Origin of the sequence: Blastococcus litoris (genome assembly GCF_003075095.1) — a bacterium.
In the GTDB taxonomy this organism is placed as follows: domain Bacteria; phylum Actinomycetota; class Actinomycetes; order Mycobacteriales; family Geodermatophilaceae; genus Blastococcus_B; species Blastococcus_B litoris.
Window position 1 is genome coordinate 66,300 of record NZ_QCZF01000002.1, and the last position, 26,301, is coordinate 92,600.

Annotated in this window: 28 protein-coding genes; 20 read left to right on the plus strand and 8 right to left on the minus strand. The window is 74.0% G+C overall.

Going from position 1 to position 26,301, the window contains the following annotated elements:
- Positions 1–101: 101 nt before the first annotated feature.
- The 4 genes from DCS98_RS22865 to DCS98_RS04795 all read left to right on the plus strand — a co-directional run bounded on the left by DCS98_RS22865 (position 102) and on the right by DCS98_RS04795 (position 3,722).
- Positions 102–848 (plus strand): DUF6884 domain-containing protein, encoded by a 747-nt coding sequence (locus DCS98_RS22865; RefSeq protein WP_164704385.1) that lies wholly within the window; start codon positions 102–104, stop codon positions 846–848.
- A gap of 122 nt (positions 849–970) precedes the next feature.
- Entirely contained in the window at positions 971–2,200 is a 1,230-nt protein-coding gene (locus DCS98_RS04780) for a 3'-5' exonuclease (protein ID WP_164704386.1), read from the plus strand.
- A 77-nt stretch (positions 2,201–2,277) separates the two neighbouring features.
- Complete coding sequence (locus tag DCS98_RS23280; protein WP_206340103.1) at positions 2,278–2,889, plus strand: DUF1707 domain-containing protein; 612 nt, start codon at positions 2,278–2,280, stop codon at positions 2,887–2,889.
- A gap of 44 nt (positions 2,890–2,933) precedes the next feature.
- Positions 2,934–3,722, plus strand: a complete 789-nt coding sequence (locus DCS98_RS04795) for an enoyl-CoA hydratase/isomerase family protein (protein WP_116450243.1) — start codon at positions 2,934–2,936, stop codon at positions 3,720–3,722.
- 4 nt (positions 3,723–3,726) lie between these two features.
- Here the strand turns inward: DCS98_RS04795 and DCS98_RS04800 are convergent, their stop codons facing one another.
- On the minus strand, positions 3,727–4,983 hold the full coding sequence (locus DCS98_RS04800) for a hypothetical protein (RefSeq protein ID WP_116450244.1): 1,257 nt from the start codon (positions 4,981–4,983) through the stop codon (positions 3,727–3,729).
- 85 nt (positions 4,984–5,068) lie between these two features.
- Here DCS98_RS04800 and DCS98_RS04805 point away from each other — a divergent pair, with 85 nt between their 5' ends.
- Positions 5,069–5,635 carry a DUF4234 domain-containing protein gene (locus DCS98_RS04805; RefSeq protein WP_241037188.1) on the plus strand — a complete coding sequence of 189 codons (567 nt, stop codon included), beginning with the start codon at positions 5,069–5,071 and terminating at the stop codon, positions 5,633–5,635.
- Between the two features lie 8 nt (positions 5,636–5,643).
- On the opposite strand, the gene DCS98_RS04810 is transcribed toward DCS98_RS04805, so the two are convergent.
- Both DCS98_RS04810 and DCS98_RS04815 read right to left on the minus strand, forming a co-directional pair.
- Complete coding sequence (locus tag DCS98_RS04810) at positions 5,644–6,942, minus strand: APC family permease (protein WP_206340104.1); 1,299 nt, start codon at positions 6,940–6,942, stop codon at positions 5,644–5,646.
- Between the two features lie 126 nt (positions 6,943–7,068).
- Positions 7,069–7,965 carry an isocitrate lyase/PEP mutase family protein gene (locus DCS98_RS04815; protein ID WP_116450246.1) on the minus strand — a complete coding sequence of 299 codons (897 nt, stop codon included), beginning with the start codon at positions 7,963–7,965 and terminating at the stop codon, positions 7,069–7,071.
- A 117-nt stretch (positions 7,966–8,082) separates the two neighbouring features.
- Here DCS98_RS04815 and DCS98_RS04820 point away from each other — a divergent pair, with 117 nt between their 5' ends.
- The 6 genes from DCS98_RS04820 (at position 8,083) to DCS98_RS04845 (ending at position 14,148) form a co-directional block, all read left to right on the plus strand.
- Complete coding sequence (locus tag DCS98_RS04820) at positions 8,083–8,760, plus strand: GntR family transcriptional regulator (RefSeq protein WP_116450247.1); 678 nt, start codon at positions 8,083–8,085, stop codon at positions 8,758–8,760.
- Positions 8,757–10,817: a hydantoinase/oxoprolinase family protein gene (locus DCS98_RS04825; RefSeq protein WP_116450248.1), complete on the plus strand. Its 2,061-nt coding sequence runs from the start codon at positions 8,757–8,759 to the stop codon at positions 10,815–10,817. Before DCS98_RS04820 ends, DCS98_RS04825 begins: the two co-directional genes overlap by 4 nt.
- 5 nt (positions 10,818–10,822) lie before the next feature.
- Complete coding sequence (locus DCS98_RS04830) at positions 10,823–12,694, plus strand: hydantoinase B/oxoprolinase family protein (RefSeq protein WP_116450249.1); 1,872 nt, start codon at positions 10,823–10,825, stop codon at positions 12,692–12,694.
- On the plus strand, positions 12,691–13,314 hold the full coding sequence (locus DCS98_RS04835; protein WP_116450620.1) for an isochorismatase family protein: 624 nt from the start codon (positions 12,691–12,693) through the stop codon (positions 13,312–13,314). The genes DCS98_RS04830 and DCS98_RS04835 overlap by 4 nt, the downstream gene beginning before the upstream one ends.
- Positions 13,315–13,324: 10 nt before the next feature.
- Positions 13,325–13,789 (plus strand): NUDIX hydrolase, encoded by a 465-nt coding sequence (locus DCS98_RS04840; RefSeq protein ID WP_116450250.1) that lies wholly within the window; start codon positions 13,325–13,327, stop codon positions 13,787–13,789.
- 155 nt (positions 13,790–13,944) lie between these two features.
- Positions 13,945–14,148: a hypothetical protein gene (locus DCS98_RS04845; protein WP_116450251.1), complete on the plus strand. Its 204-nt coding sequence runs from the start codon at positions 13,945–13,947 to the stop codon at positions 14,146–14,148.
- 81 nt (positions 14,149–14,229) lie between these two features.
- Here DCS98_RS04845 and DCS98_RS04850 read toward each other — a convergent pair whose 3' ends face one another.
- Positions 14,230–16,422 carry an MMPL family transporter gene (locus DCS98_RS04850; RefSeq protein ID WP_116450252.1) on the minus strand — a complete coding sequence of 731 codons (2,193 nt, stop codon included), beginning with the start codon at positions 16,420–16,422 and terminating at the stop codon, positions 14,230–14,232.
- A gap of 91 nt (positions 16,423–16,513) precedes the next feature.
- On the opposite strand from DCS98_RS04850, the gene DCS98_RS04855 reads away from it, so the two are divergent.
- The 3 genes from DCS98_RS04855 (at position 16,514) to DCS98_RS04865 (ending at position 18,969) form a co-directional block, all read left to right on the plus strand.
- Complete coding sequence (locus tag DCS98_RS04855; RefSeq protein WP_206340105.1) at positions 16,514–17,269, plus strand: TetR/AcrR family transcriptional regulator; 756 nt, start codon at positions 16,514–16,516, stop codon at positions 17,267–17,269.
- A gap of 157 nt (positions 17,270–17,426) precedes the next feature.
- Positions 17,427–18,398 carry a ferritin-like domain-containing protein gene (locus tag DCS98_RS04860; RefSeq protein ID WP_116450253.1) on the plus strand — a complete coding sequence of 324 codons (972 nt, stop codon included), beginning with the start codon at positions 17,427–17,429 and terminating at the stop codon, positions 18,396–18,398.
- Between the two features lie 160 nt (positions 18,399–18,558).
- Complete coding sequence (locus DCS98_RS04865) at positions 18,559–18,969, plus strand: hypothetical protein (protein WP_116450254.1); 411 nt, start codon at positions 18,559–18,561, stop codon at positions 18,967–18,969.
- Position 18,970: 1 nt separating this feature from the next.
- Here DCS98_RS04865 and DCS98_RS04870 read toward each other — a convergent pair whose 3' ends face one another.
- Positions 18,971–19,252 carry a DUF427 domain-containing protein gene (locus DCS98_RS04870; protein WP_116450255.1) on the minus strand — a complete coding sequence of 94 codons (282 nt, stop codon included), beginning with the start codon at positions 19,250–19,252 and terminating at the stop codon, positions 18,971–18,973.
- 336 nt (positions 19,253–19,588) lie between these two features.
- Positions 19,589–19,972, minus strand: coding sequence for a PaaI family thioesterase (locus DCS98_RS04875; RefSeq protein ID WP_241037190.1), 384 nt, complete (start codon positions 19,970–19,972; stop codon positions 19,589–19,591).
- A gap of 173 nt (positions 19,973–20,145) precedes the next feature.
- Here DCS98_RS04875 and DCS98_RS04880 point away from each other — a divergent pair, with 173 nt between their 5' ends.
- The 4 genes from DCS98_RS04880 (at position 20,146) to DCS98_RS04895 (ending at position 23,468) form a co-directional block, all read left to right on the plus strand.
- Positions 20,146–20,592, plus strand: a complete 447-nt coding sequence (locus tag DCS98_RS04880) for a hypothetical protein (protein ID WP_116450256.1) — start codon at positions 20,146–20,148, stop codon at positions 20,590–20,592.
- A 106-nt stretch (positions 20,593–20,698) separates the two neighbouring features.
- Entirely contained in the window at positions 20,699–21,601 is a 903-nt protein-coding gene (locus DCS98_RS04885) for a potassium channel family protein (RefSeq protein WP_206340106.1), read from the plus strand.
- 158 nt (positions 21,602–21,759) lie between these two features.
- Entirely contained in the window at positions 21,760–22,185 is a 426-nt protein-coding gene (locus DCS98_RS04890; RefSeq protein ID WP_116450257.1) for a YciI family protein, read from the plus strand.
- A complete protein-coding gene (locus DCS98_RS04895) occupies positions 22,182–23,468 on the plus strand; it encodes an RNA polymerase sigma factor (RefSeq protein WP_241037192.1) in 1,287 nt (428 codons plus the stop codon). Before DCS98_RS04890 ends, DCS98_RS04895 begins: the two co-directional genes overlap by 4 nt.
- 2 nt (positions 23,469–23,470) lie before the next feature.
- Here DCS98_RS04895 and DCS98_RS04900 read toward each other — a convergent pair whose 3' ends face one another.
- Together DCS98_RS04900 and DCS98_RS04905 are read right to left on the minus strand one after the other, a co-directional pair.
- A complete protein-coding gene (locus tag DCS98_RS04900; RefSeq protein ID WP_116450258.1) occupies positions 23,471–23,827 on the minus strand; it encodes a hypothetical protein in 357 nt (118 codons plus the stop codon).
- A 47-nt stretch (positions 23,828–23,874) separates the two neighbouring features.
- Entirely contained in the window at positions 23,875–24,303 is a 429-nt protein-coding gene (locus tag DCS98_RS04905; protein ID WP_116450259.1) for a MarR family winged helix-turn-helix transcriptional regulator, read from the minus strand.
- Between the two features lie 116 nt (positions 24,304–24,419).
- Between DCS98_RS04905 and DCS98_RS04910 the strand changes: the two genes are divergently transcribed.
- The gene (locus DCS98_RS04910; RefSeq protein ID WP_116450260.1) at positions 24,420–24,932 is read left to right on the plus strand and encodes a SigE family RNA polymerase sigma factor; all 513 of its coding nucleotides are present in this window, start codon (positions 24,420–24,422) and stop codon (positions 24,930–24,932) included.
- Positions 24,929–26,299, plus strand: coding sequence for a hypothetical protein (locus tag DCS98_RS04915; protein WP_116450261.1), 1,371 nt, complete (start codon positions 24,929–24,931; stop codon positions 26,297–26,299). The genes DCS98_RS04910 and DCS98_RS04915 overlap by 4 nt, the downstream gene beginning before the upstream one ends.
- The last annotated feature ends 2 nt before the right edge of the window (positions 26,300–26,301 follow it).

The following is a 26,301-nucleotide window of genomic DNA, read 5'->3' on the forward strand; positions in this document are numbered from 1 at the left end:
GATCTGCCGATCCGCGCGGTATCGGAACCGGTGTCCACCGAAGGTGCGGTTCTGCCCCGGGAACCGGCCCACGGCGCTCGCGACGGCGTTAGCGTCCGCGGATGAGCACCCCCGGGCTGCCCACGATCTGGGAGCTGGTCGCCGAGGGCGCGGCCACGCTGCCCGAGCCGTTCAGCCGCGCCGCCCTCATCAACTGGGTCAGCGCCCGCCGCCCCGACGTGGGCGTCTCCTCGATCGCCACGCACATCCAGCTCGCCACCGGCAACGCCGGGCACCCGCCCTCGGGCCGGGCGCCGCTGCTGCACCGCGTCGACCGCGGCCTCTACGTCCGGCACCGGGAGGTGCGTCCGGCTGCGTCGGCCGACGTCGGCGCCCGCCTGGTCCTGATCGGCTCGTCCGGTGCGACGACGGCGGAGCCCGCCCCGGTCGCCCGGCTCTTCACCAGCCCCGGCTTCGCCCGCGCCCGCGACGCCGCCGTCCGCGCCCGGCTCCCGTGGTTCGTGCTCAGCGCCAGGCACGGCCTGCTCGACGCGGGCGACGTCGTCGGCCCCGTCGACGTCCAGATCGGCGACCAGTCCGCCGGCTACCGGACGGCGTGGGGCGAGTGGGTCGTCGCGCAGCTCGCCGAGCGGGTGCGGCTGGACGGCGTGACCGTCGAGGTGCACGGCGGCGTCGACTTCGCCCAGCCGCTCCGGCAGCCGCTGGCCCGCCGCGGCGCCGCGCTGGAGATCCCGCTGCCGGGCGCCTGGCACGAGCCCGACGACCCCGACGAACCGCACGGCCCACCCCTGCGGACGGCGATCGGGAAGCTGCGGCACCTCGTCGCCCGGGGCGCCAGCGCGTCCTGATCCGGGACGCCCGCGACGGCTGTGACGGCTGCGGCGCGTCGCGGCCCCGCCGTCACCCGGCGGTGCCACCCAGGCCCGATGCTGCCGATCGACTCGTCGCGAGGTCGTCTGGGGAGGGTGAGATGTTCGGGGTCCCGATCGAGGTCCTGGTCGGTGGATCCGCCGTCGCGGGCCTGGTGCTGCTGCTGGGGCTGTTCCTGGCCGTGCGGGCGTCCGGCCGCCGGGCGGCACGCCGCCGCCAGGGCGCGGCGCCGGTGCGCGGTGCGGCTCCCGCGATCCCCACGCCCCGCCGCCCGGTCGACGTCGTCGAGCCCGACGGCCCCGTGCCGTTCGCCGAGCCGGGCATGCGTGGCCGGCTGTTCCAGTACGGCGGCGACGGCCCGGGATTCCCCGTCGACGCCCCGTTCGCCGTCGTCTCGATCGAGACCACGGGTCTGTCCCCGGCCAAGGGTGACCGGATCGTCGAGATCGCCGTCGTCCGCGTCGAGGCCGACGGCGGGATCGCGGACGAGTACGTCAGCCTCCTGAACCCCGGCCGCGACGTCGGCCCGGTGTTCGTGCACGGCATCTCCAACAGCCAGGTGCTCGACGCCCCGACGTTCGACGACGTCGCCGGCGACCTGCTGGACCGGCTGGACGGGGCTGTCGTCGTCGCGCACAACGCGGCGTTCGTGGAGCGGTTCCTCGCCGCCGAGTTCGCGCGCATCGGCGTCGCGCTGCCGCTGAACCCGGCGCTGTGCTCCCTGTCGCTGGCCCGCCGCACGCTCCGCGCCCCGAACCAGCGGCTGGACACGCTCGCCCGCGTGGTCGGCCTGTCCGTCGCGGAGGCGCCCACCGCGCTGACCGACGCCCGGCTGGTCGCCGCCCTGCTGCCGACGCTGCTGGCCGCGCACGGCGAGCCGCGCTTCCTGACCGGGCTGCGCCCGATGCCGGAACTGGGTGGCGAGGTGGCGCCGAAGACCCGGTCCGGCGAGCCCCGGCCGGGCACCGGCGGCTGGATCGCCTCGATGATCGCGGGCCTGCCCCGTGCCGTCGTGGACGCCCCGTACGCCGACGCGCAGCGCTACGTCGACGCCGTCGCCTCGGCGCTGACCGACGGCCGGATCCTCGGTGGCGAGGGGCAGCTGCTCGCGCGGCTGGCGGCCTCCGCCGGCATCGGCGCCGAGCAGGTGCTGGTGCTGCACCGCCGGTTCCTCGGCCACCTGCGCGCCAGCGCGCTGGAGAACCCCATCCTCACCACCGCGGAGCTGCGCCAGCTGAAGACGGCGGCCGGCGGCCTGGGCCTGCCCGACTTCTTCGACGACCTGCGCCCGACCTCGCCGCAGGACCTCATGGCCGCCCGCCTCCGCTGACCCGCGGGGGAAGGTGCCGGAGGCGTTCCGCAACGGTCGCCGCCGTGCGACGATGCGGTCCTCAGCGAGGGGGCGGCATGACGGCGGCACACCACATCCGGGTCTCCGACGCCGACCGGCAGGCCGCCGCACAGCGGATCGGCGCCGCCTGGGCCGAGGGACGCCTCGACGACGCCGAGTACGACCGCCGGCTCGCACAGGCCTTCGCCGCGGTGACCTACGGCGACCTCGCGCAGCTGTTCACCGACCTCCCCGCACCGCAGCCGGCGTACCGGCCGCCCGCAGCGCCGCAGTGGCCGGTGGCTCAGTGGCCGGTCGTGCAGCGGCGCGGAGCGCTCGGCGAGGTCCGCGGCACGGGTCTGCAGATGCTGCTGTTCGTCGTCACCTTCGGCATCTGGGGCTACGTCTACTTCTTCCAGACGCACGAGGAGATGAAGCGGCACACCGGTGAGGGCATCGGCGGCGTGCCGGCGCTGCTGCTGGCGCTCTTCTTCTGGCTCGCCTCGCCGTTCCTGCTCAGCCACGAGGTCGGCCGGCTGCACGAGCGGCGGGGGCAGCGGGCACCGGTCAGCGCGCTCACCGGCCTCTGGGTCTTCCCCGGCATCTTCCTGCTCGTCGGCCCGGTGATCTGGTTCGTGCTGACCAACCGGGCGCTCAACGGCTACTGGCGGAGCGCCGGGGCGCGCTGACCGCGCGACTTGCCGTCCCGCCGCCCACCGGTGAGGTTGCAGGGATGAGCGAGCCCTTCCGCCACGGGTCCGGACTGATCGTCGAGACCCGCGGCCACGTCCGCGTGCTGACCCTCGACCGGCCCGAGCGCCGCAACGCGCTGTCCTCGCCGCTGCAGGCCGACCTGGTCGAGGAGCTGCTCCGCAGCACCGAGGACGCCGAGGTGCGGGCGATCGTCCTCACCGGCAACGGGCCCGCCTTCTGCGCCGGTTTCGACCTCAAGGAGATCCGGGAGCGCGACCAGCGGGGGGAGCGCTTCCGGCCACCGATGGACCGGCCCGGCCGCTCGCTGTTCGAGGTGGTCACGGAGACGCCGGTGCCGATCGTGGCCGCGCTGCAGGGTGCCGCGGTCGCCGGCGGCTTCGAGCTCGCGCTGGCCTGCGACCTGCGGGTAGCGGCGCCCGGCATCTCGCTCGGCCTGCCCGAGGCCGCGATCGGGATGGGCGCCAACTTCGGCTCCGTCGTCCTGCCCAAGCGCATCCCGATGGGGATCGCCCTGGAGATGCTGCTGACGGCCGAGTACGTCACCAGCGAGGACGCCGAGCGGTGGGGGCTGGTCAACCGGCTCACCGACGACGTCCTGCCGACGGCGATGCAGCTGGCCGAGCGGATCGCCGCCAACGCCCCCGTCAGCGTCCGGCGGATGAAGGAGACGGCGGTGAAGGCGCTCGAGCTCCCGCTGTGGCAGGCGCTGCGCCTCGACGTCGGCCCCAACCCGTACCTGAGCGAGGACCGCAAGGAGGGCATCGCCGCGTACCTGGAGAAGCGGCCGCCGCGCTGGACCGGCCGCTGACCGCTCAGGGCTCGAGGAACCACAGCACCTGGGTGTCCTCGCGCGGGCTGTCGCACTCGCCGATGGCCAGGGCCCCGGTGGCCGCCGGGTAGAGGGCCCGGACGTCGAGCTTCCGGAAGCACCCGAAGCCCACCGGTCGCTGCGCCTCGCCGGTGGTGAGATCGACAGGGCGGAGCCCGACCGGCGAGGGCAGCCCGGCCCACACCTGCCCGGGCTCGACGACCAGCGCGTAGCCGTACACGCGGTCGTCGAGCTGGGCGAGGAGCGGCCCGGCGCCCCCGCCGTCGGGCACGGCGAGCAGCCACGACCCCTCGTCGACGGCCGCGAGCAGGAACACCGTGCCGTCCGCCGCGCCGGCCACCGACTGCGTCTCGGCGCCCTCGGCCAGATCGGTCGCGCGCGCCGGCGGGCCCGCCGGCTGGAGCTCGGCGTCGTACCGGACGATGGTCGGGATGCGGTCCTCCGGGATCTCCGTCGGCGAGGCGTCGAAGACCAGCGTGACCCCGCCGGAGGGCCGGGGGAGCAGGTCGGCCAGCTGGTCGCCGACCGGGTAGGCGGAGACGGCGGCGACGTCCTCGTCCAGGTCGCGCTCGGCCAGCACGCGGCCCGACGGCAGGTCCACCGCCAGCAGCGCCTCGCGGATGCCGGCGTCGGTGGTGACGCTCAGGAACAGGTGCAGCCGCGACCGTGCGCCCAGCGCGGACCCGCCGGTCGAGGCGCGGACGTCGTCCCCGGCCGAGAGGACCACCGTGGTCCGCACCGCGCCGGACACCGGGTCGACGACCCGCAGGCCGTAGCCCTCGTCCGCCAGCCGGCCGGTGACGACCACGGTGCCGTCGTCGAGCAGGTGCATGCCCCAGACGTCGTCGACGCGGGGGAGCGGGACGGTCCCCGCGATGGCGTCGCCGCGCAGGGTGACCAGCGTCTGCGGCAGCGCGCGGTCGGCCGGGCTGAGCAGCGCGTGGGCGCCGCCGTCGGGCGTGGCCACCGCCGCCACCACGCGGGCGAACGTGCCGGGCGTCGCCGGGGTCAGGTCGACGGCGGCCCGCACCCGGGCGAGCGGTCCGGTGCTGGGCGGCCCGTCGGCCGGTGGTCCGGTGTAGGGCGGCAGGTCGGTGGACGGGTCGGTCGGGCGGGCGGGACCGAGGTCGGCGGCCGAGGGCTCGGGGGAGCGGTCGGGGTCGCCCACCGGGCAGCCGGCCAGCACCAGGAGCAGCCCCCCGGCGAGCACCGCCGCGGCCGGCCGGCGCCACCGGGTCATCCCCGAGGTGTAGCACCTCGCGCGCGAAGGGGCTCCCGGAAACGGCGCGGTGGAGGACGATGGCTCGCTGCCGAGAGGAGCACTCATGACCACGCCGCAGGGTTCGCCGCCGCCTCCGCCGGATGCCGGCCAGCCGTCCGAGAGCGGGCCGTACGGGTACGCCCCTCCGCCTCCGCCGCCGCCGGGCTACGGGGCGCCGGGCTACGGGCCGCCGGGCTACGGCTACTCCCAGCCGATGCCCTCGGTGCCCGGGTACGCGCAGTACGCCCTGCCGCAGGGACCGGTCGGGCAGATCCGCCCGACCGGGATGATCATCCTGCTGTTCCTCGTCACCCTCGGGATCTGGGGCCTCGTCTACTACTTCCAGGTCCACGAGGAGATCAAGCGGCACAGCGGGGAGGGCCTCGGTGGCGTGCTGGCGCTGGTCATCGCCATCGTCTTCGGCCTGATCAACCCCTTCCTCCTCTCGAACGAGGTCGGCCAGCTCTACGAGCGGCGCGGCCAGGAGAAGCCCGTGTCGGCGCTCACCGCGCTGTGGTTCTTCCCCGGGATCTTCATCCTCGTGGGCCCGTTCGTCTGGTTCGTGAAGACCAACAACGCCCTCAACGAGTACTGGCAGAGCCTGGGCCAGACCCGGACCACCCTTGTCTGACCCAGCCCTCAGCCGCCCCGGCGGGGGACGGCGACTCGCGCGATGCCGCGTGGGCGGCTGGCGCGCACCCAGCTCCCGTACAGCGCCAGCGCGATCGTCCCCGCCGCCGCCAGGGAGACCAGCGGCAGGCCGCGCAGCAGGTTGACCGCCAGGGTGAAGGCCACGATGCCCGCGCCGGCGCCGTTCATCAGCATCGAGGCGGTGCGCCCCTCGGCGTGGGAGAACGTCGTCATGGCGGCCAGCCCCATGAGGAAGCTGAGGAACACCGCGACCGCGTAGAAGAGGACGAGGACCTGGTCGCGACCCCCGGCGGCCAGCACGACGGCTGCGGCGAGGGCGACGAAGACGACGACCGCGCGGTAGGGCACGTGGTGGGAGTTGGTCGGCCACAGCCAGGACGGGAGGATCCCGGCGCGGGAGCCGTCGGGCTCGGTGTGGCGCGCGAGGGCCTTCAGCAGACCCGGTCCCGCCTGGAGCGACGAACTGGTCGCCGAGAGCAGCAGCAGCGCCGTGAAAAGCTGGAAGAGCGCGTAGCCGCCCGTCCCGACGCTGGCGCGGGCGATGTCGGCGACCTGGGTGGAACCAGGCTCGGGGACGCCGATCCCTTGGCGGACCGCGACCGCCGTCAGCCCGAGGGTCAGGCAGCCGACGATCCCGAGGGTCAGCCAGAGCGTGATCCGGCCGAACCGCCGGCGTCCGTCGTCGTCCAGCTCCTCGAGCTCGGCGATGGCGGAGGACGGCGCCTCCACCCCCGTGGCCAGTGCCATCGCCACCGGGAAGGCGAGCAGCACCGCGACGAAGGCCGCGGAGCCCGAGCCGCCCACCGCGGGGGCGTCCGCCGCCGGCGCGGCCCCCAGCCCACCGGCCACGATCACGGCGCCGAGCCCCACGAAGAGCACCGTCATGACGGCGAACACCGCCCGCCCGAGGTGCCCGAACCAGATGAGGCCGGCGACGGCGAGGAGTACGAGCAGGGCCAGCTCCGCGCGCCAGGGCGCCAGCTCCGGCAGGACGGCGATCACCGCGGAGGCGGCCGCCGAGACGCTGATCGCGATGGTCAGCACGAAGTCGACGATCAGCGCCCCGATCGGGAGGAACGCCCAGCCCTCGCCGAAGGCGGCGCCGGTGGCGGCCGCGGCGCCGCCTCCCTCGGGAAAGCGGCCCACCAGCTGGGAGTAGTTCGTGATGACCAGGGCGACGATGGCGACGACCAGGCCCATGGTGGGGAGCAGGAGGGCGAGGTTGCCGTCCAGGGCCCGGAGCGCGGCCTCGATCGCGTAGGCCACCGAGGAGACGGGGTCGGCCATGACGGAGAACGCGAAGGCCAGCAGCAGGACCGGGCGCGACGTGGACCTACCGGGAGAGCTCCGCGTCCCGGTACGCGCCCGCCCGACCGCCATGGAGCCCCTCTCGCCACGGCGGATCATGCCGGGTCAGGCGCCGGAGAAGCGCTGCTCCAGCCGCTGCACCTCGGGCAGGCCGATGAGGTCGGTGAACTCGCCGAAGGTGGGCACCGCGTCCAGCGCCGCCGTCGGGACGCCGTCGCGCCCCAGCGTCGCCAGCAGCGAGCGGATGCCCGCGGTCGCCGCCAGCAGCGTGCCGATCGGGTAGATCACCAGCGAGAACCCGAGCTCGGTGATCCGCTCCAGCGACAGCGGCGGCGTCTTCCCGCCCTCCGCCCAGTTGAAGACGAGCGGGGCGACCCCGCGCAGCTCGCCGGCCACCCGCTCGATGTCGGCCTCGGAGGTGGGCGCCTCCACGAACAGCACGTCGGCGCCCGCCTCGGCGAAGGCCCGGGCCCGGGCGATCGCGTCGTCGGTACCGGTCACGGCCACCGCGTCGGTGCGGGCGATGACCAGCAGGTCGGGATCGCGCCGCGCCTCGACGGCGGCCCGGATCTTGCCGGCCATCTCGTCGGCACCGACCAGCAGCTTGCCGCTCATGTGCCCGCACTTCTTGGGCATCACCTGGTCCTCGAGCTGGATGGCGGCGACGCCGGCCTGCTCGTAGAGCTGCACGGTGCGGACGACGTTGATCGCGTTGCCGTAGCCGGTGTCGGCGTCGGCGATCACCGGCACGTCGACGGCGGCCGCGATGCGCCGCGCGTTGTCGACCATCTCGGTCCCGGTCAGCAGCCCGACGTCGGGGCGGCCGATCAGGGAGGCGGTCGTCCCGAACCCGGTCATGTAGACCGCGTCGAAGCCGGCCTGCTCGACCAGCCGCGCGCTCAAGGAGTCGTACGCGCCCGGGGCGACCAGCGGCGCGGACCCGCCGATCAGCTCGCGCAGGCGTGCCCGCGGCGTGCGTCCGGTACTCAGCAGATCCGCCACGTCGGCCCCCTCTTGTATGCAGTCATCCGGAATTTACGCAGAAGCGTTGCCTCCCGGAACCCTCCACCCCTACGTTTGCACACAATCTTCGAGGGGGTGTGACCGCTGACACGACCCATGACGTCTGCCGAGCGGGCGCTGCAGGAGCTGCGCGAGCTCATCCTCGGCGGCGGTCTGGCGCCCGGTGCACGGCTCGGAGAGGTGGAGCTCGCCGAGCGGCTGGGCGTCAGCCGGACACCGGTCCGCGAGGCGCTGAGCCGGCTCGCGGCCGAGGGCCTGGTCGAGATCAGCCCCAACCGCGGGGCCCGGGTCGCCACCTGGACGGTCGCCGAGCTCGAGGGCGTCTTCGACCTGCGCATGTCACTGGAGCCGCAGCTCACCGGGTTCGCCGTCCCGAACGCCTCGGCGGCCGACGTCGCCGAGCTCCACGAGCTCGCGCACCGCATGGTCCAGGTCGGCAGCCCGGGCCCCCGCCAGGACCTGGACGCCCTCGTGCCGCTCAACCGGGCGTTCCACGACCGGCTGGTCGCGCTGGCCGGGCACCCCACCCTGGCCACGGCGCTGGCCGCGGCCATCCACCCGCCGATCGTGCGGCGCAACTTCTCCGCCTACGACGCCGAGTCGCTGCGCCGCAGCCTCGCCCACCACCTGGAGATCGTGGCCGCGCTGCGGGCCGGCGACGCCCGGTGGGCCCGCGCGGTCATGACCGCCCACATCTCCAACGCGCGGGCCGTGATGGTCCGCGCCGCCACCGCAGGCACCACGCAGGACCCCACGGACGAGGAGGCCTCATGAGTTACCGGCTCGGAGTCGACGTCGGCGGCACGTTCACCGACGTCCTGCTGGTGGAGGAGGGCAGCGGCTCCACCTGGCGGGCGAAGACCGCCTCGACGCCGGCCGACCAGGCCGTCGGCGTCCTCAACGGGATCGGCCAGGTGTGCGCGGCGGCCGGCATCGAGCTCTCCGAGGTGGCGCAGGTCCTGCACGGGACGACCGTCGCGACCAACGCCATCCTCGAGGGCAAGGGCGCGACCGTGGGGCTCGTGACGACGAAGGGCTTCCGGCAGGTCCTCCAGATCGCGCGGTCGTTCGTGCCCGGGGGGCTGGCCGGCTGGATCATCTGGCCCAAGCCCGAGCCGCTGGCCGACCTGGAGAACACCGTCGAGGTCGACGAGCGCATCGCCACCGACGGCAGCGTCGTCCGGCCGCTCGACGAGGACGACGTCCGGGCCCAGCTGGCCCGGCTCGCCGGCCGGGACGTCCAGGCGCTGGCCGTCTCCCTGATCAACTCGTTCGCCGACCCCGCCCACGAGCGGCGGATCGCCGAGATCGCCGCCGAGGTGCTCCCCGGCGTCCCGGTCAGCCTCTCCTCCGACGTGCTGCCGGAGATGCGCGAGTACGAGCGCACGCTGACCACCGTCGCCAACGGCTACGTCCAGCCGCAGGTGAAGAAGTACGTGCAGACGCTCTCGGACAAGCTTGGCGAGGGCGGCGTCCGTGGCGAACTGGCCATCCTGCGCAGCGACGGCGGCCTCCAGTCGGCCGCCGGCGCGATCGGCGCCCCGGTGACCATGCTCCTGTCCGGCCCGGCCGGTGGCGTGACCGGCGCGGTGTGGGTCGCCGAGCAGTGCGGCCACCGCGACCTCATCACCTTCGACATGGGCGGCACGTCCACCGACGTCGCGCTCGTCCAGGACCTCTCGCCGCGGATCGGCCGGGAGACCAAGGTCGGCGACCTCACCGTGCGCGCCTCCAGCGTCGACGTGCGCACCGTGGGCGCCGGCGGTGGCTCCATCGCGCACGTGCCCGAGCTGACCAAGGCGCTGCGGGTCGGGCCGCAGTCCGCCGGCGCCGACCCGGGCCCGGCCGCCTACGGCAAGGGCGGCGTCGAGCCCACGGTCACCGACGCCAACGTCGTCCTCGGCTACCTGCCCTCGTCGCTGGCCGGCGGGGAGATCGACCTCGACGTCGAGGCCGCCCGCGCGGCGGTCGGCAAGGTGGCCGAGGCGATCGGCCTGGAGTCACCCGAGGCGGCCGCCGCCGGCATCGTCGACATCGTCAACGAGAACATGCTCGGCGGGCTGCGGCTGGTGAGCGTGCAGCAGGGCTTCGACCCGCGCGACTTCGCGCTGGTGGCCTTCGGCGGCGCCGGGCCGCTGCACGCCAACGCGCTCGGCAAGCTCACCGGCGCCTGGCCGGTGATCGTGCCGCCGTCCCCGGGCGTGCTGTGCGCCCTCGGCGACGCCACGACCAGCCGCCGGGACGAGTCCGCGCGCACCGTGCTGCGCCGGTTCGCCGACCTCAGCGGCGCCGACCTGGTCGGCATCCTGCGCGAGCTGGCCGACGACGCCGGGCAGCGGCTGGCCGACCAGGGCACCCCGCGCGAGGACCAGACGGTCACCTACCAGGTCGACGTCCGCTACCACGGCCAAGGCTTCGAGATCCCGGTGACGGTCGACGCCTCCTGGCTGGAGGACGCCGACTCCGCCTTCGCCCGGCTGGGCCAGACCTTCGACGCCGAGCACGACCGGCTGTTCTCGTTCCTGCTCGACGTCGACCACGAGCTGGTCAACGCGCGGGCCACGGTCACCGGGCCGAAGCCGGACGTCGCCCCGGTGCACCTCGAGGCCGGCGACGGGGACCCGGCCCCCGCCCTGGTCACCGAGCACCCGATCCACGTCGGCGGGGAGCAGGTGACCGCGAACGTCTACGACCGGGCGCGGTTGCGGGCCGGCGACGTCGTCCGCGGTCCCGCGATCGTCACCGAGATGGACTCCACCACCCTCGTCCTGCCCGGGCACGCCGCGACCGTGCACCCCTCGGGCTCCCTGCTGATCACCCCGGAGGCCTGACCCCCATGGCACGGATCATCGAGACGGCGACCGGCACGATCGAGAAGGGGCCGGTCGACCCGGTCACCCTCGACCTGATCGAGAACGGGCTGCGCAACGCCCGCTACGAGATGGACGAGGTGCTCTTCCGCACCGCGCTGTCGCCGGGCATCCGCGAGCAGCACGACGAGTTCCCGCTCATCGCCGACCCCGACGGGAAGATGGTCGTCGGCCAGTTCGGCCTGTCCATCCCCGACTTCCTCGAGGGCTTCGACGGCACCATCGAGGAGGGCGACGTGCTGCTCACGTCGGACCCGTACTCGTGCGGCGCCGCGATCAGCCACGCCAACGACTGGCTGGTCGTCGTCCCGATCTTCAAGGACGGCCGGGTCGTGGGCTGGGCGTCGATGTTCGGGCACATGTCCGACGTGGGCGGCAAGACGCCGTCGTCCATGCCGACCGACGCCACCACGATCTACGAGGAGGGCGTGGTCATCCCGCCCTTCAAGCTCTACCAGCGGGGCGTGCCCAACGAGGACGCGCTGCGGATCATCCTCAACCAGGTCCGCAAGCCCGACTGGAACCGCGCCGACCTCAACGGCCTGGTCGCCGCCTGCCGCACGGCCGCCCGCCGGGTGACCGAGATGTGCGACCGGTTCGGCACCGACACCTACCTGTCGGCGCTGGACGCGCTGCTGCAGCGCAACTACGACGCGATGAAGGTGCTCTTGGCGATGGTCTTCGAGGAGGGCCGCACGCTGTCGTTCACCGACTACATCTGCGACGACGGCGTCGGCAACGGCCCGTACGAGCTGACGATGTCGCTGACCCGCACCGGCGACAAGGTGCACATCGACTTCACCGGGTCCTCGCCCCAGGCGGTCGGGCCGATCAACTACTACATCAACGAGAACCTGACCCGGATGTTCTTCGGGATCTACATGATCACCGTGGCCGACCCGCAGATCCTCTGGAACGACGGGTTCTACCCGCTGGTCGACGTCACGATCCCGGACGGCTCGTACTGGAAGCCGAAGTTCCCCGCGGCGCTGAGCGGCCGCAACCACGGCATCGGCCGCGTCTTCGACCTGTTCGGCGGGCTGCTCGGGCAGACCAACCCTGCGCTGCTCAACGCCGCCGGCTTCTCCTCCTCGCCGCACTTCATGTACTCCGGGCACTACTCGCAGGGCGAGCGGAAGGGGGAGTGGTTCCAGCTGTACTCGATCGGCTTCGGCGGCATCCCCGGGCGGCCGCTCGGCGACGGCCCCGACGGGCACTCGCTGTGGCCGAGCTTCACCAACATCCCGTGCGAGTACCTCGAGTCCTACTACCCGCTGCGGATCGAGCAGTGGGAGACCGTCGCCGACACCGGCGGGGCGGGCCTGCACCGCGGCGGCAACGGCGTCGACGTGTCCTACGTCTTCGAGGAGCCGGGCACCATCGCCATCCACGACGACCGGTGGCTGACCTACCCGTGGGGCGTCAACGGTGGCCACCCGGGTGCCCGCGGCACCAAGTGGGTCGACCGCGCCGACGGCACCCGCGAGGTGCTGCCCAGCAAGTGCCACGACGTCCCGGTGGCGCCCGGCGACGTCCTCCACTTCGTCACCTGGGGCGGCGGTGGGTGGGGCGATCCGCTCGAGCGCGACCCGGAGCTGGTGGCGAGGGAGGTCCGCCGAGGACTGGTGACGGCGAAGGGTGCGGAGCGCTACGGCGTCTGCGTCGACGAGGACGGCACGGTGAACGCGGAGGCGACGGAGCGCCTGCGCGACCAGATGCGCGCCGACCGGCCCGCCGAGCTCCCGGTGTTCGACATGGGCCCGCCGATCGAGGAGCTGCTGGCGCGCTGCGAGGAGGAGACGGGGCTGCCCGCGCCGAAGCGCCCCGTGTGGGTGTGACGCTGCCCGAGCCGGTCCCCGGCCCGCACGGCTCGGCCTTCTCCGGCCGGGTGGGCTGGGGGTCGCGCCCCGCCGTCGTCGTCATCGACCTGGTCCGGGCCTACACCGAGCGAGAGGGCCCGTTCGGGCTCCCGGAGCCCGGGCCCGCGGTCGAGGCGACGGTGGCGCTGGTCGACGCGGCCCGCGCGGGCGGGCACCCCGTCGTCTGGACCGTCGTCCGGTACGCGCCCGACCTGGCCGACGGCGGGCTGTTCGTCCGCAAGGTGCCCGCCTTGGCCGCCTTCGCCGACGGCGCCCCCGGCGGCTGGGGCGAGCTGACCCTGCAGCCCGGGCCGGGGGAGCCGGTGGTGGTCAAGCAGTACGCCTCGGCGTTCTTCGGGACCTCGCTCGCCCCGACCCTGCACGCAGCCGGCGTCGACACCGTCGTGCTCGCCGGCGTCTCCACGTCGGGCTGCGTGCGGGCCACCGCCATGGACGCGCTCAACTCCGGCTTCCGGCCCCAGGTGGTGCGCGACGCCTGCGCCGACCGCACGCCGGCGGTGCACGAGGGCAACCTCGCCGACCTCGACGCCAAGTACGCCGACGTCGTCGACCTGCCGGAGGCGCTGGCCCACCTGTGATGCTCGACCCGTGCGGACGAGTGCGGGGATCCTGCTGTACCGGCGGCGACCGGGCGGGCCCGAGGTCCTGCTCGGGCACATGGGCGGCCCGTTCTGGTCGAGGAAGGACGACGGCGCCTGGTCGATCCCCAAGGGCGAGCACGACGCGCACGAGGAGCCGCCGGCCGTCGCGCGCCGCGAGTTCGAGGAGGAGCTCGGCTCGCCCGTGCCCGCCGACGTCCTGGTGCCCCTCGGGTCCGCGAAGGTGACCAGCAGCAAGGTGCTCGCGGTCTGGGCCGCCGAGGGCGACCTCGACGCCACCGCGACCCGCAGCAACACCTTCGAGCTCGAGTGGCCACCGCGTTCGGGCCGGGTCCAGGAGTTCCCCGAGATCGACCGGGCGGCCTGGTTCGGCCTCGACGAGGCGCGGTCGAAGCTCCTGAAGGGGCAGGTGCCGTTCCTCGACCGGCTGGCCGACCACCTCGCCGGCGGCTAGGCGCACCCGCCGCTGTGGCGGACGTCTCCGGCCAGGTGACGGTCCGGTTACAGGTCGTCCCACCGACCGGGAACCGTCCACGTCCGTCGTCCGGACCTGTCACTGTCCGACCGAACGGGCCCGTGGGGGACGTCCGAGTTCGGAGGAGGCACACCATGACGTGCACGCACTGCAGCGCCGTCGAGCAGCGGGGCCGGTACTGCGTCGGCTGCGGCAAGCTCCTGCCGCCGTCGCCGCTCCCGGCCCGCCGGGTACGCCTCGCGCCCCGCCACCTGATGGACGACGACACCCAGCCGGTCCTCCGGTTCCGGGTGAACCCGCGCCTGTCGGTCGAGAACGAGACGCCGGCCGCCGTCTGACCCCGGATCCGCTGCTCTCCGTACCGGAAGCAGAAGAGCCCCGCGCAGTTCCTGTACCGGAAAGCTGCGCGGGGCTCTGTCTCAGCGGGTGCCGGCGAGCTCCGGCTCCCTGACCGGCGCCGGTTCGCCGTCGGACTCGCGGATCCCGTAGCGGGCGTAGAGCCGGCCCAGGGGCCCGGGCGCCCACCAGTTCGCCCGGCCGAGCAGCCGCATCGTCGCGGGCACGAGCAGGATGCGCACGATCGTCGCGTCGACGACGACGGCGATCAGCATCGCGACGCCGATCATCTTGATGAAGGTGATCCCGGACAGCGAGAACGCGCCGATCACGACCAGGAGGAGCAGCGCCGCGCTGGTGATGATCCCGCCGGTCCGCTGCAGCCCGGTTGCGACCGCGGCCGTGTTGTCGCCGGTCAGGTCGTACTGCTCCCGGATCCGGGACATCAGGAACACCTCGTAGTCCATCGACAGCCCGAAGATGATGGCCAGCACGAGGATCGGCTGGGTCGCCTCCACGAAGCCGGTGGGCGTGAAGTCCAGGAACCCCGACAGGTGCCCCTCCTGGAAGATCCACACCAGGGCACCGAACGAGGCGCCGATCGACAGCACGTTCATGATCAGCGCCTTGACCGGCAGGACCACCGACCCGAACGCCAGGAACAGCAGCACGAACGTCGTCGCGACGACCATCAGCGCCATCCACGGCAGCAGCGCGCCGAGGCTCTCCAGCAGGTCGGTCAGCACCGCGCTCTGCCCGCCGACGAGCACCTCGCTGCCGGCCGGTGCCGGCACATCGCGGATGTCGTTGACCAGCGCCCTCGCCTCCTCGGCGACCGGATCGCCGTCGTAGGCGACCCCGACGCGGGCGGTGTCCCCGGCCGCGCCGGTCACGGTGGCGCCGTCCACCCCGGGGACGTCGGCCACCGCCGCGACGTACTGCTGGAGGGCCGCGCCACCGGCGGGGGAGTCGACGGCGTCCGGAAGCGTCACGACGATCTCGATCGGGCCGGACGGGGCCTCGGGGAAGTCCGCGCGGATCGTCTCGGCGACCACCCGGCTATCGGTGCCGGCCGGAAGCGCCCGCTCGTCGATGCCGCCGAACTCCACCCGCAGGAACGGCAGCGCCAGCGCCACGAGCAGCGCGACGGTGGCGACGGTGAAGACGACGGGCCGGCGCATCACGACGTGCGCGATCCGGTACCAGGCGCCGCTGTTCTCGGTGTGCGGCGCCGCGACAGGGCGCCGGAACACCCGGCGCAGCCACGGCCGCACCGACAGCGCGTCCACCTTCGGGCCGAGCATCGCCAGCAGAGCCGGCAGGAGCGTCAGCGCAGCCAGCATCGCCACCAGGACGGCGCTCATCCCGCCGAAGCCCATCGAGCGCAGGAACACCTGCGGGAAGATCAGCAGGCCGGCCAGCGAGACCGCGACGGTGATCCCCGAGACCGCCACCGTGCGCCCGGCGGTCGCCATCGTGCGGGCCAGGGCCGTCTCGGTGTCGGGCTGCCTCCGGATCTCCTCGCGGAAGCGGCTGACCATGAACAGGCCGTAGTCGATGGCCAGCCCGAGCCCGATGATCGTGACGATGTTGACGGCGAAGATCGAGACCTCGGTGACCATCGAGAATCCGCGCAGCGCCGTGAACGCGCCGAGGATCGCCGTCACGCCGATCGCCAGCGGCAGGCTGGCCGCGGCGAAGCTGCCGAAGATGATCACCAGCATCACGGCGAGGATCGGCAGCGAGATGCTCTCGGCCCGCGCGATGTCGGAGCTGACCCGCTCGTTGATGTCGGTGTTGATGACGGCGTCGCCGCCGATCTGCGTCTCCAGGCCGGGAGCGCGGAGGTCGTCCCGGATCTGCGCGATCGCGTCCTCGTCCTCGCCGTCGGCCAGCTGCAGCACCGCGAAGGTCGACTGCCGGTCGGTGCTGACCAGCTGCGGCGCCCCGGTGCTCCAGAAGGTCGTCGTCCGGTCGACCAGGCCGGCGGGCAGTGCGCGCAGGGAGTCGTCCACCGCGGCCTCGTAGCCCGGGTCGTCGACGGTCAGGTCGTCGCTGCGGTAGAGCACCACGACGTCGGAGGAGTCCCGGCCCAGCTCCCGGTTCGCGACCTCGACGGCGCGCGAGCTGTCGCTGTCGGGGTCCTCGAAGCCGCCACCGGTCATGGCGCCGAACACGCCGGTGCCCCACACGCCGGCGAAGGCGACGAACGCGAGGGCGAGGGCGACCACCCAGCGACGACGGCGGTACATCACTCGCCCGAGGGCCTCGAACATGGCGTCTCCAGTGCTAGCGTGAACGGCGTTAGCGAACGGTGGTCACTCTGCTAACGGTGTTCACCGCTGTCAAGGGGAATCGCGAGGGACGATGAGCGAACTGCCGATCGAGCCGCTGAGCCGTCGCGACCGCATGCGTGTCGACACCGTGCGGGAGATCAAGGAGACGGCCCGGAAGGTGCTGGTCGAGCAGGGGGTCGACGGCCTGGCGCTCCGCGCGGTGGCGCGCGCGATGGGTATGACCGCACCGGCCCTGTACCGCTACTTCGACAGCCGCGAGGACCTGGTCGAGCACGTCGTCGCCGACCTCTACGACGAGCTCAGCGACCACCTGGAACAGGTGCGCGACGCGGCCGAGCCCGCGACCCCCGGCGTCCAGCTGATGTCGACGGCCCGGGCCTTCCGCGCGTGGGCGACCACCCACCACGCCGAGTTCGGGCTGCTGTTCGGCAGCGCGGGGGAGGGTGTCATCCCCGCCGCGGACCTGCACGGCCCCGGCGACCACCCGCCCCAGGTGGCCAGCCGCCGCTTCGGCGGGGTGTTCGCGGAGCTGATCTCGCGGGTCTACCTGGAACAGGGCTTCCCGGTGCCCGACGAGGAGGAGCTCGAGCCGGCGCTGCGGGCGCAGCTGACCGAGTGGTGCGCAAAGCTGCCCGTCGCCCTGCCGCTGGGCGTCATGCACGTCTTCCTGTCCTGCTGGATCCGGCTCTACGGGATGGTCTGCATGGAGGTCTTCGGTCACCTGCGGTTCGCACTGGAGGACGCCGCCCCGATGTTCGAGTCCGAGCTGCAGGCGCTGGGCCGGATCCTCGGCATCGCCGACGAGTACCGCCCGCCGGCCGCCTGACGGCCCGCGACGCCGGGGATCGGGGTCCACCGGCCGGCCGTCGCGCCCCTGTTCCCCCGCCCTCCTGACCGGACGCCGGCGTGCGGGTGACGAGGCTCACTGCTAGCAAAACGCTTGCAGGAGTTAGCGCGGCGGACGTCAGGGGCATGGAGTAGCCATGGCTCACAACACGAAGATCATCAACCAGTTGCGCGCCCTCGTCATGCTCACGCAGACCGAGGAGCAGGTCGCACGGACGCGGATCTCCCAGGCCCGTACTGACGCGGTGCGCCGCGAGCTGACGCAGAACGCGGACAACGCTGCCGCCCGCAGCCTCGAGATCACCGAGGCGCTGCGGTCCCTCGGCGGTGTCCCGGACGTCGTCACCCCGGCGCTCGGCCGCCTCTCGGCGGTCCTCAAGGCCACGTTCGAGCAGGCCGCCCCGTTCGAGGAGGCGCTCCTCACCGACCTGCAGCTCGAGCACCAGCTGCTCGACCGCGCCACCTACGTCAAGGTCCTCGCCGAGCAGGCCGGGGAGACCACGGTCCGTCGGCTCGCCGAGAAGCTCGTCGACGCCCACAAGGCCACCGTCGAGTGGCTGACCGTCGTCCTCGCCGAGGAGGCCCTGGGCGGCCCCGTCGCCCTCGTGCCCACCCCGGTGCAGAAGGTCGCCGGCGGCGTGGCCCGCGCGGTCAACGCCCCCGTCCGCTTCTGGGCCAACACCGTCAACAACGCCGTCGACACGGTCAAGCACGCCGGCGAGGAGACCTCCGACCGGTTCGCCGCCGTCACCGACCGGGCCCAGCAGCTCAGCGAGGCCGTCCGCGAGACCCTCACCGCCGGCCGCAGCGCCACCCTGCGCCGCGCCGAGCAGGTCGCCGATCGCGAGGGCAACAAGGACGCCGCCAAGGCCGCCCGGTCCGCCCGCGAGGAACTCGGTGACGTCTCGTCCGACGAGCTGCCGATCAAGAACTACGACAACCTCTCGGCCGGCGACGCCGTCAAGGCCATCAAGGGCCTCACGGAGCCGCGCGACATCCGCGTGGTCCTCGCCTACGAGGAGGCCCACAAGAACCGGGCGAACGTGGCCAGCGCCGCGCAGACCCAGCTCGCCTCGCTCGCCAAGGAGGCCGTGGGCGTCACCAGCTGACCCCGCACCGCCACGGAAGGCCCGCACCCCTCGGGGGGTGCGGGCCTTCCGCGTGTCCGGCCGCCCGCGCTCCGTAGCGCCCCGCCAGCGCGGCCGAGGTATCCGGTGTCACGCCGCCGAGGAGTTTGGCCCGCCCGCGCCGACGGGGAAGTCTCGGGGCATGAGCATCACCCCCGAGGCCCTCGAAGCGGAGTTCTCGCTCCCGACGGCCGCCACCCGCCTGGACTTCCTGAGCCGCCGCGACGGTGGCGACACCGCCCTGAACACCGTGCAGGACCCGGCGCAGGACGACTGGGCCATGTCCCTCAAGGACATCGACACCTCGCTCGACACCTACGAGGCCCTCGAGCTGCTGGCGCTCGGCGAGGTGGTCGCTCGGAAGGCGCACGACAGCCAGCTCATCGGCATCCGTGCCGCACTGCGGGGTGGTGCCGACTGGGCGGAGATCGGCACGGCGCTGGGCACGACGCCCGACGCCGCCTACGACGCCTTCCAGGCGGCGATCGCCGAGCAGCTCGACGCCGACGCCGCCGCAGCGGCGCGCGAGCTCGCCGGTTCCCGCCCGCGCTGACTCAGCGGACCTCGACGCCCCGCCAGAAGGCGACCCGGCCGGTGATCTCCTCCGCCGCGTCCTTCGGCGTCGGGTAGTACCAGGCCGCGTCGCGGTTGACCTTCCCGTCGACCTCCACGTGGAAGTAGGACGCGGTGCCCTTCCACGGGCAGACGGTGTGGGTGTCCGACGGGCGCAGCACGTCGTCGCGCACGGCGTCGCGGGGGAAGTACGCATTGCCCTCGACGGTCACGATGTCGTCGGACTCGGCGAGGACGGTCCCGTTCCAGGTGGCAGTCGTCATGGAGCCGATCGTCCCCCGTTCACCAGCGGAGCGGGTACATGTCCCGCGACTGCGCCGTCCGGCAGGCCCGGCAGTGGCCCCAGCTGACGATGCTCAGCGGGCTCGTGGCGGCCCCGCACTCGGGGCAGTCGACGAGGTCCTGCGCGTGGGCGCGCGCCTCGTCGAGCTCCTTCGAGCGCTCTTCGTGGATCCGCTGGTCGCCCCGGCAGGGGCACCCCAGGTGGGCTTCGGCGCATCGTCCGGGCCGCGTAGCGACGGGGTGCCTCCAGAGGCAGCAGGGAGTGTCCCCGTCGACGCTACTCAGGCGCGCCAGCCCCTCGCGGGCGGCACGGTGGCTCAGGAGTGCAGGAGAGCGAACGTCGCGACGGCGTGGACGAGGCTCTCGCCGCGCTGCTCGACGTCGGCCTCGGTGACCGTCAGGTGCTCGCCGCGGCTGCGCACCCGTGCCGTGACGGTCACGTCACCCGGCTTCCCGGGCCGGAGGTAGGTCACCGTCAGCTGGCTCGTGGCGGGGACGTCGCCGTCGCCGACGGCGGAGCGCACCGCGGCCCCCATCGCGGTGTCCACCAGGGTGGCCAGCACGCCGCCGTGCAGGGTGCCCGCCTGGTTGAGGTGCTCGTCGCGCGCGGTGAACGCCACGCGGGCGGACCCGTCCTCGGCGACCTCCGCCCGTGCCCCCAGCCGCTCCGCGAACCCGCCCATCGCCCCGTCGTCGCCCATGCCGGCGTCCCTACCCGGCCGGTGACCGCCCACTCGGGCGCGGCGCCCGGGGCCGGTGGGACGACGGGAACGGTTCGTTACCGGTTCGTCGCCCGCACACCCCCTGGCAGCGGGGGCGGTCGGTGATGATCGTCGGCGATCGCACCACTCACAGCGAACTCCCAGGAGCACCCGTGACCTACCCGTCCGACCCCGCCGCGCCGGCCCCGCAGCCCGGGACCCGAGACGGCGCCTGGGCGCCGCCGCAAGGTGCCGGCCCGACCGCGCCGTACGCCGAGCCGCAGCAGAGCTCCGGCAAGAAGTGGCTGAAGATCGGTGCGCCCATCGTGGGCGCCGGCATCGTCGGGTTCGGGGCCCTGGGCCTGTTCGGCGCCGGTGATCCCGAGGTGGGCGACTGCGTCCGCATGGTCAGCGACACCGAGTTCGAGAGCGCCGACTGCGCGTCCGACGAGGCCGAGTTCAAGGTCGTCGGCATCGACGAGCAGGAGATGACGCGCAGCGAGTTCGACGCCGCGTCCGTGGAGGACATCTGCGTCGACTTCGCGAGCACCGAGGTCGCGCTCTGGATCGGCGACATGGTCACCGACCCGGGCACCATCTACTGCGCCGCGGGCGTCTGACCCGGTCGACGCGGTTCCCGAGTGCCCCGCCGGCCCGTCCGGCGGGGCACTCGCCGTCCCGGTGCCCGGGGAGCCGGGAGCGCCCGCGTTTGGCAGGCTGGACCCGATGGCGCACTGGACTGACTGGCTGATCACCGGTGTCGGGACCGTGGTCGTCCTCGTCGCGCTGCGGGACATCTTCCGCACGATCTGGCAGCCGAGCGGCCGGGGAGACATCAGCCACCTCGCCATGCGCGCCCTCTGGCGGGCGGACCGCCGACGACGCAGCCGCGGAGCCGCCGGCGTGCGGACCGGCCCCATCGCGCTCGCCCTCGTCATCGCCCTCTGGCTGGTGCTGCTGATCGGGGGCGGAGCGCTGGTCTACGCGCCGCACATGCCCGAGTCCTTCGTCCTGAGCCCCGGCCTGGACGCCGCCGAGCGCAGTCAGGTGCTCGACGCGGTGTACCTCTCCACGGTCACGCTGGCCACGCTGGGATTCGGCGACATCGTCCCCGCGGCGGGCTGGCTGCGCGTCGTCGTCCCGATCCAGGGGCTCATCGGGTTCGCCCTGCTCACCGCGTCGGTGACCTGGGTGCTGCAGGTCTACCCCGCGCTCACCCGCCGGAGGGCGCTGGCGGTCAGGCTCGCCCAGCTGCGCACGGTCGAGACGTCCGATCTGCTCCACGACCCCGACTCGAGCCTGGCCGCCCCGATGCTGGACGGGCTGGCGAGCGCGCTGGTCCAGGCCCGCGTCGACGTCACCCAGTACAGCGAGACCTACTACTTCCGGGACCGGTCGGAGGAAGCGGCGCTGCCGGCCATGCTGTCGGTGGCCTCCGATCTGTGCGCGGCCGGCATGTCCGCACCCCGCACGGACGTCCGCGTGGCCGCCGAGCTCCTCGGCGCCGCGATCCACGACTTCGCGCGCGTGCTGGACGAGCAGTTCCTGCGGACCGGTGGGACGACCGCCGACATCCTCACCGCGTACGCCGACGCGCACCACCACGGCGATCGGGGAGGGAAGGTCTGAGGCGCGAGCTCGACCGCTGCCGAGCGGGCGGAGCGGCCTGACAAGATTTCTCGCGACGCCGTGTCGATTCCGGGGGGCGCCGTTCGACGTGTCAGCAGAACGGGGTCCGCGCCGGTCGGCAGGACCGGCCCCCGCTCGACCGACAGGGAGATCCAGCGATGCGTTTCATGGTGATCGTCAAGGCGACCGAGGACAGCGAGCGGGGCGCCATGCCCAGCACCGAGATGCTCGAGGCGATGGGCGCCTACAACGAGGAGCTGGTCAAGGCCGGCATCATGCTCGACGGCGACGGCCTCCGGCCCAGCAAGCACGGCGCCCGGGTGCAGTTCGACCAGGACGGCAACGCGACCGTCATCGACGGCCCGTTCACCGAGACCAAGGAGCTGGTCTCCGGCTACTGGGTGTTCGAGGTCTCCTCCCGCGAGGAGGCGATCGAGTGGGCGAAGAAGGCGCCGTTCCGCGGCGGTGAGCTCGAGATCCGCCAGTTCTCGGTGGCCGAGGACTTCGGCGAGGCCTTCACGCCCGAGCTGCAGGAGAAGGAGAACCAGCTCCGCGAGGCGTCCGCCGCCCAGCGCGAGGCGTGAGCACCCCTCCGGCGCCGGCGGCGTCGACGGACCTGCACAAGGTCGTCGACGCCGTCTGGCGCATGGAGTCCGCGCGCATCGTGGGTGCGCTCACCCGGGTCACCGGCGACGTGGGGCTGGCGGAGGAGCTCGCCCAGGACGCCCTGGTGGCCGCCCTGGAGCAGTGGCCCGGCAGCGGCGTCCCCGCCAGGCCCGGGGCGTGGCTCATGGCCACCGCCAAGCACCGGGCCGTCGACACGTTCCGCCGGGCGGACACGCTGCGGCGCAAGACCGAGCAGCTGGGCAGGGAGCTCGACGAGGCCGAGGAGCCCGACTGGGCGGCGGCACTGGACGAGACGGTCGAGGACGACGTCCTGCGGCTGGTCTTCATCGCCTGCCACCCGGTGCTCTCCCGGGAGGCTCGGGTGGCGCTGACGCTGCGGCTGGTCGGCGGCCTCACGACCGACGAGATCGCGCGGGCGTTCCTCGTACCGGAGAAGACGCTGGCGCAGCGGATCGTGCGGGCCAAGCGCACGCTCACCGCCGCCCACGTGCCGTTCGAGACGCCCGCCGGGCCTGAGTTCACCGCCCGTATCGGCTCGGTCCTCGAGGTGCTCTACCTGGTCTTCAACGAGGGGTACTCGGCGACGGCGGGAGAGGACTGGATCCGGCCGTCCCTGTGCCAGGAGGCCATGCGGCTGGGGCGCATCCTGGCCGGTCTGGTGCCCGGTGAGCCCGAGGTCCACGGCCTCGTCGCCCTCATGGAGATCCAGGCCTCGCGGCTGGCCGCACGGGTCGGGCCGGGGGGAGAGGCGGTCACGCTTCCCGACCAGGACCGCAGCCGCTGGGACCGGGTGCTGATCAAGCACGGGCTGGCCGCGCTCCAGCGCGCGGAGGAGTCCGGCGCCGCGCTGGGCCCGTACGCGCTGCAGGCAGCGATCGCCGCCTGCCACGCGCGCGCGGCGACGGTCGAGGACACCGACTGGGCGCGGATCGCCGCCCTCTACGAGGCGCTGGCTGAGCTCACGGGATCCCCGGTGGTCCAGCTCAACCGCGCGGTCGCCGTGTCCCGGGCCTACGGCGCCGGGGCCGGCCTGGAGATGGCCGACGCGCTCGCCGACGAGCCGGCGCTGCGCGGCTACCACCTGCTGCCGACCGTCCGCGGCGATCTGCTCGAGCAGCTCGGCCGGCTGGAGGAGGCGCGCGGGGAGTTCGAGGCCGCCGCGGCGCTCACCCGCAACGAGCGGGAACGGACCCTCCTCCTGGACCGCGCCGCCGCCTGCACCCGGCAGTTGCGTCCCTGATCTCAGCTCCGCACGAGGCGGCGGGCGTGGGACTCCTCCTCGGCCTCGACGGACGAGGGGAGCGAGTCCACCAGGTCCCAGCACGTCCGGCCGTCGGGCGTGTCCCCCCACCCACGGGCCAGTGCGTCCTCGAGCAGCCGGCGGACCCGCGGTTCGTCGGCGGGCTCGGCGGCGAACAGGATGCGCAGGGCCAGCTCGCCACCGGTCCGGTGGCAGCGCGTGTGGTGCGGCGCCAGGGGGCACGGCTGCTCGTGCGCGACGCTGCCGCACAGCGCCACGGTGATCGCCGCACCGGGAGCGCACTCGTCACCGCCGTCCTCCAGGACGACGACGGCGTCGTGGGCGAACGCCTCGCGCATGCCGCTCAGCGTGCCCCCGGTGCGCGCCCCGCGGAACCCGTACCGGCTCAGTCGGGGAGGGCGTTCTCCAGGAGCTGGTCGAGCAGCCGGCGGAGCTCCGCCAGGTCGCCGTCGCCGAGGCCGGCCCGCAGCCGGCCGTCGAAGGAGGCCGCGGCGCGGCGCAGCCGCAGGAACAGGTGGCGGCCGGGTTCCGTCACGGTGACGCGCTGGACACGGCGGTTGCCGTCCTCCCGCGCCCGGGTCACCAGACCCGCGCGCTCCATGACGTCGAGGTGGTGGGTGAGGGTCGGCTGCCGGACGCCGATCGCCGCCGCGAGCTCCGCCTGCGTCCGGTGGTCGCCGGCGTCGAGGGCGCGCAGCACCTGCCAGGTGGGGGAGGAGCCGCCCGCGGCCGCCAGCACGCCGTCGAACGACCGGCTCAACTCCTTGGCGACGCGGCCGATCAGGAGGCCGAGGGATTCCTCGTCGAGCGTCACGGCACGAGCTTAGGCACCTAAGAGTTAGATGCCTCATCGACACCGACACCGGCGACGACGGTGTCAACCTTCCGGGACCTCCGCGGCGTGGAAGAGGGAGACGGGAGAGGAGCGCGGTGGGGATCGAGGGCGAGGCGGGCTTCCGCGAGTTCGTGCTGCGCCACCGCGCCGCGCTGCTGCGGACGGCGTACCTGCTCACGGGGGACAGCGGCCACGCCGAGGACCTCGTGCAGACGGCGCTGCTGAAGACGTACCGGCACTGGGACCGCATCCAGGCCAGGGGTGAGCCGACGGCGTACGTGCGCCGCGTCCTCGTCACCACCGCGACCAGCTGGCGGCGCCGGCTCCTGTCGACCGAGCAGGTGATGGACGCCGTGCCCGAACAGGCCCACTACGACCGCTACCCGGAGAGGAGCGCCGCGATGATCGACGCCCTGCGGGCGCTGCCGCCGCGGATGCGCGCGGTGGTCGTGCTCCGCTACTACGAGGACCACACCGAGGCGCAGACGGCGGAGCTGCTCGGCTGCTCCGTCGGCACCGTGAAGACCCAGTCCTCCCGCGCGATGGCCCGGCTGCGCGAGGCGCTCGCCGCCGACCCGTCGCTCCGGCCGGCCGGAGGTGTGGCGTGAACGAGGACGAGCTGCGCGAGCTGCTGCACGGCGCCGCGGGCCGCGGCGGCCTGGCGCTCCTGGACGACGACGCGGCTGTCGACGCGGTCGTCGGCGAGCACCGGGCCCAGCGCCGCCGGCGGGGCGCACTCCTCGCGGTCGCCGCGTGCCTGGCGGTGCTCGCCGTCGTGGTGCCGTCGGTCTGGCCGTCCGGTCGGGCGGCGCCGGACCGGGACGTCGCCCAGGCGCGGGCCGCGGTCCTCGACTGGCCGACCCGCGGGTCGCTCGCGGGCGACGAGGCCGCGCTCGCCTCGGTGCGCGCGCTGCCGTGGTCGCATCCGCAGTGGGCTCCCGCCCCCGACGAGCGCCGGGTCGCCTTCCTCGGCGACGTGCCGGGCAGCCGGCGTGCGCTGGTCGTCGGCCCGACGGACGACGGCAACGTGACGGGGCAGTGGTTCAGCGGTGCGGTCGGCGCCGACCCCGCCACGCTCGCGGCCGACGGTGCCGTCGAGGTGCTCGACGACGCCGTGTCCGCGAGCTCGGTGATCGCGCCCGGGGACGTGCTCGTCGTCCTGGTGGCCCCTGGCGACGGCGTCGAGCTGTCCGAGCGCGTCGAGGTGGGCGCCGACGGCTCGGTCGGCCGCCGGTTCGCGCCGGTCGAGGTGACCGACGGCGTGGCCGTGGCCACCGTCGCCCGGCCGAGCCCCGCCGGCAGCTCCGGCGTCGTCCGCGTGCTCCACGGCGGCGCGGTGGTCGACAGCCGCCCCGTCCCGGTCAGCTTCGGCATCGACCAGGTGTGGGAGCCGCCGGTGCTGACCCCGCTCGACCCGGACAGCTCGGCGCCGGTCCCCGAGGCGGTCGACCTGGCGCTGAACGACGTCCTGGCGCACACCGGGCTGGCGCGGGAGGACGTCCGGCTGGACCTGCTCTTCTCCGGGCCGGTGCCCGGGCCCGGAGGCGAGGATCCGGTGGACGGCGTCGTGCTGGCGGTGACGCTGCCGAACGGGGCGGTGGTGGTGAGCACCGCCTGGGCCGAGATGGCCCCGGACGGATCCGGCAGTGCGGGCACCTGCGGGATGCAGGCGCACCCGGCCGGGACGCCGGTGGATCGGCTCGCGGTCGGAGCCACCTGCCTGGTCGCCGGCGCACCCGGCGATCCCTCCGTCCTCGTCACCTACGCGACGCCGGCCTTCGACCAGGTGGACGTGGACGCGGCCGGGGGTGCGAGCGGCGGCGTCCGCGCACGGGGCTTCGGGACGGTCGCCCCCGCCCCCGGGGACGGCACCCTGCGGGCCACGGGCGCCGGCGTCGAGCCGCTCGAGCTGGCGCTCGTCGAGGCGACGCCGGACGGGATCGTCGACCGCCAGGGGAGGGGCCCGCAGGCCTGAGG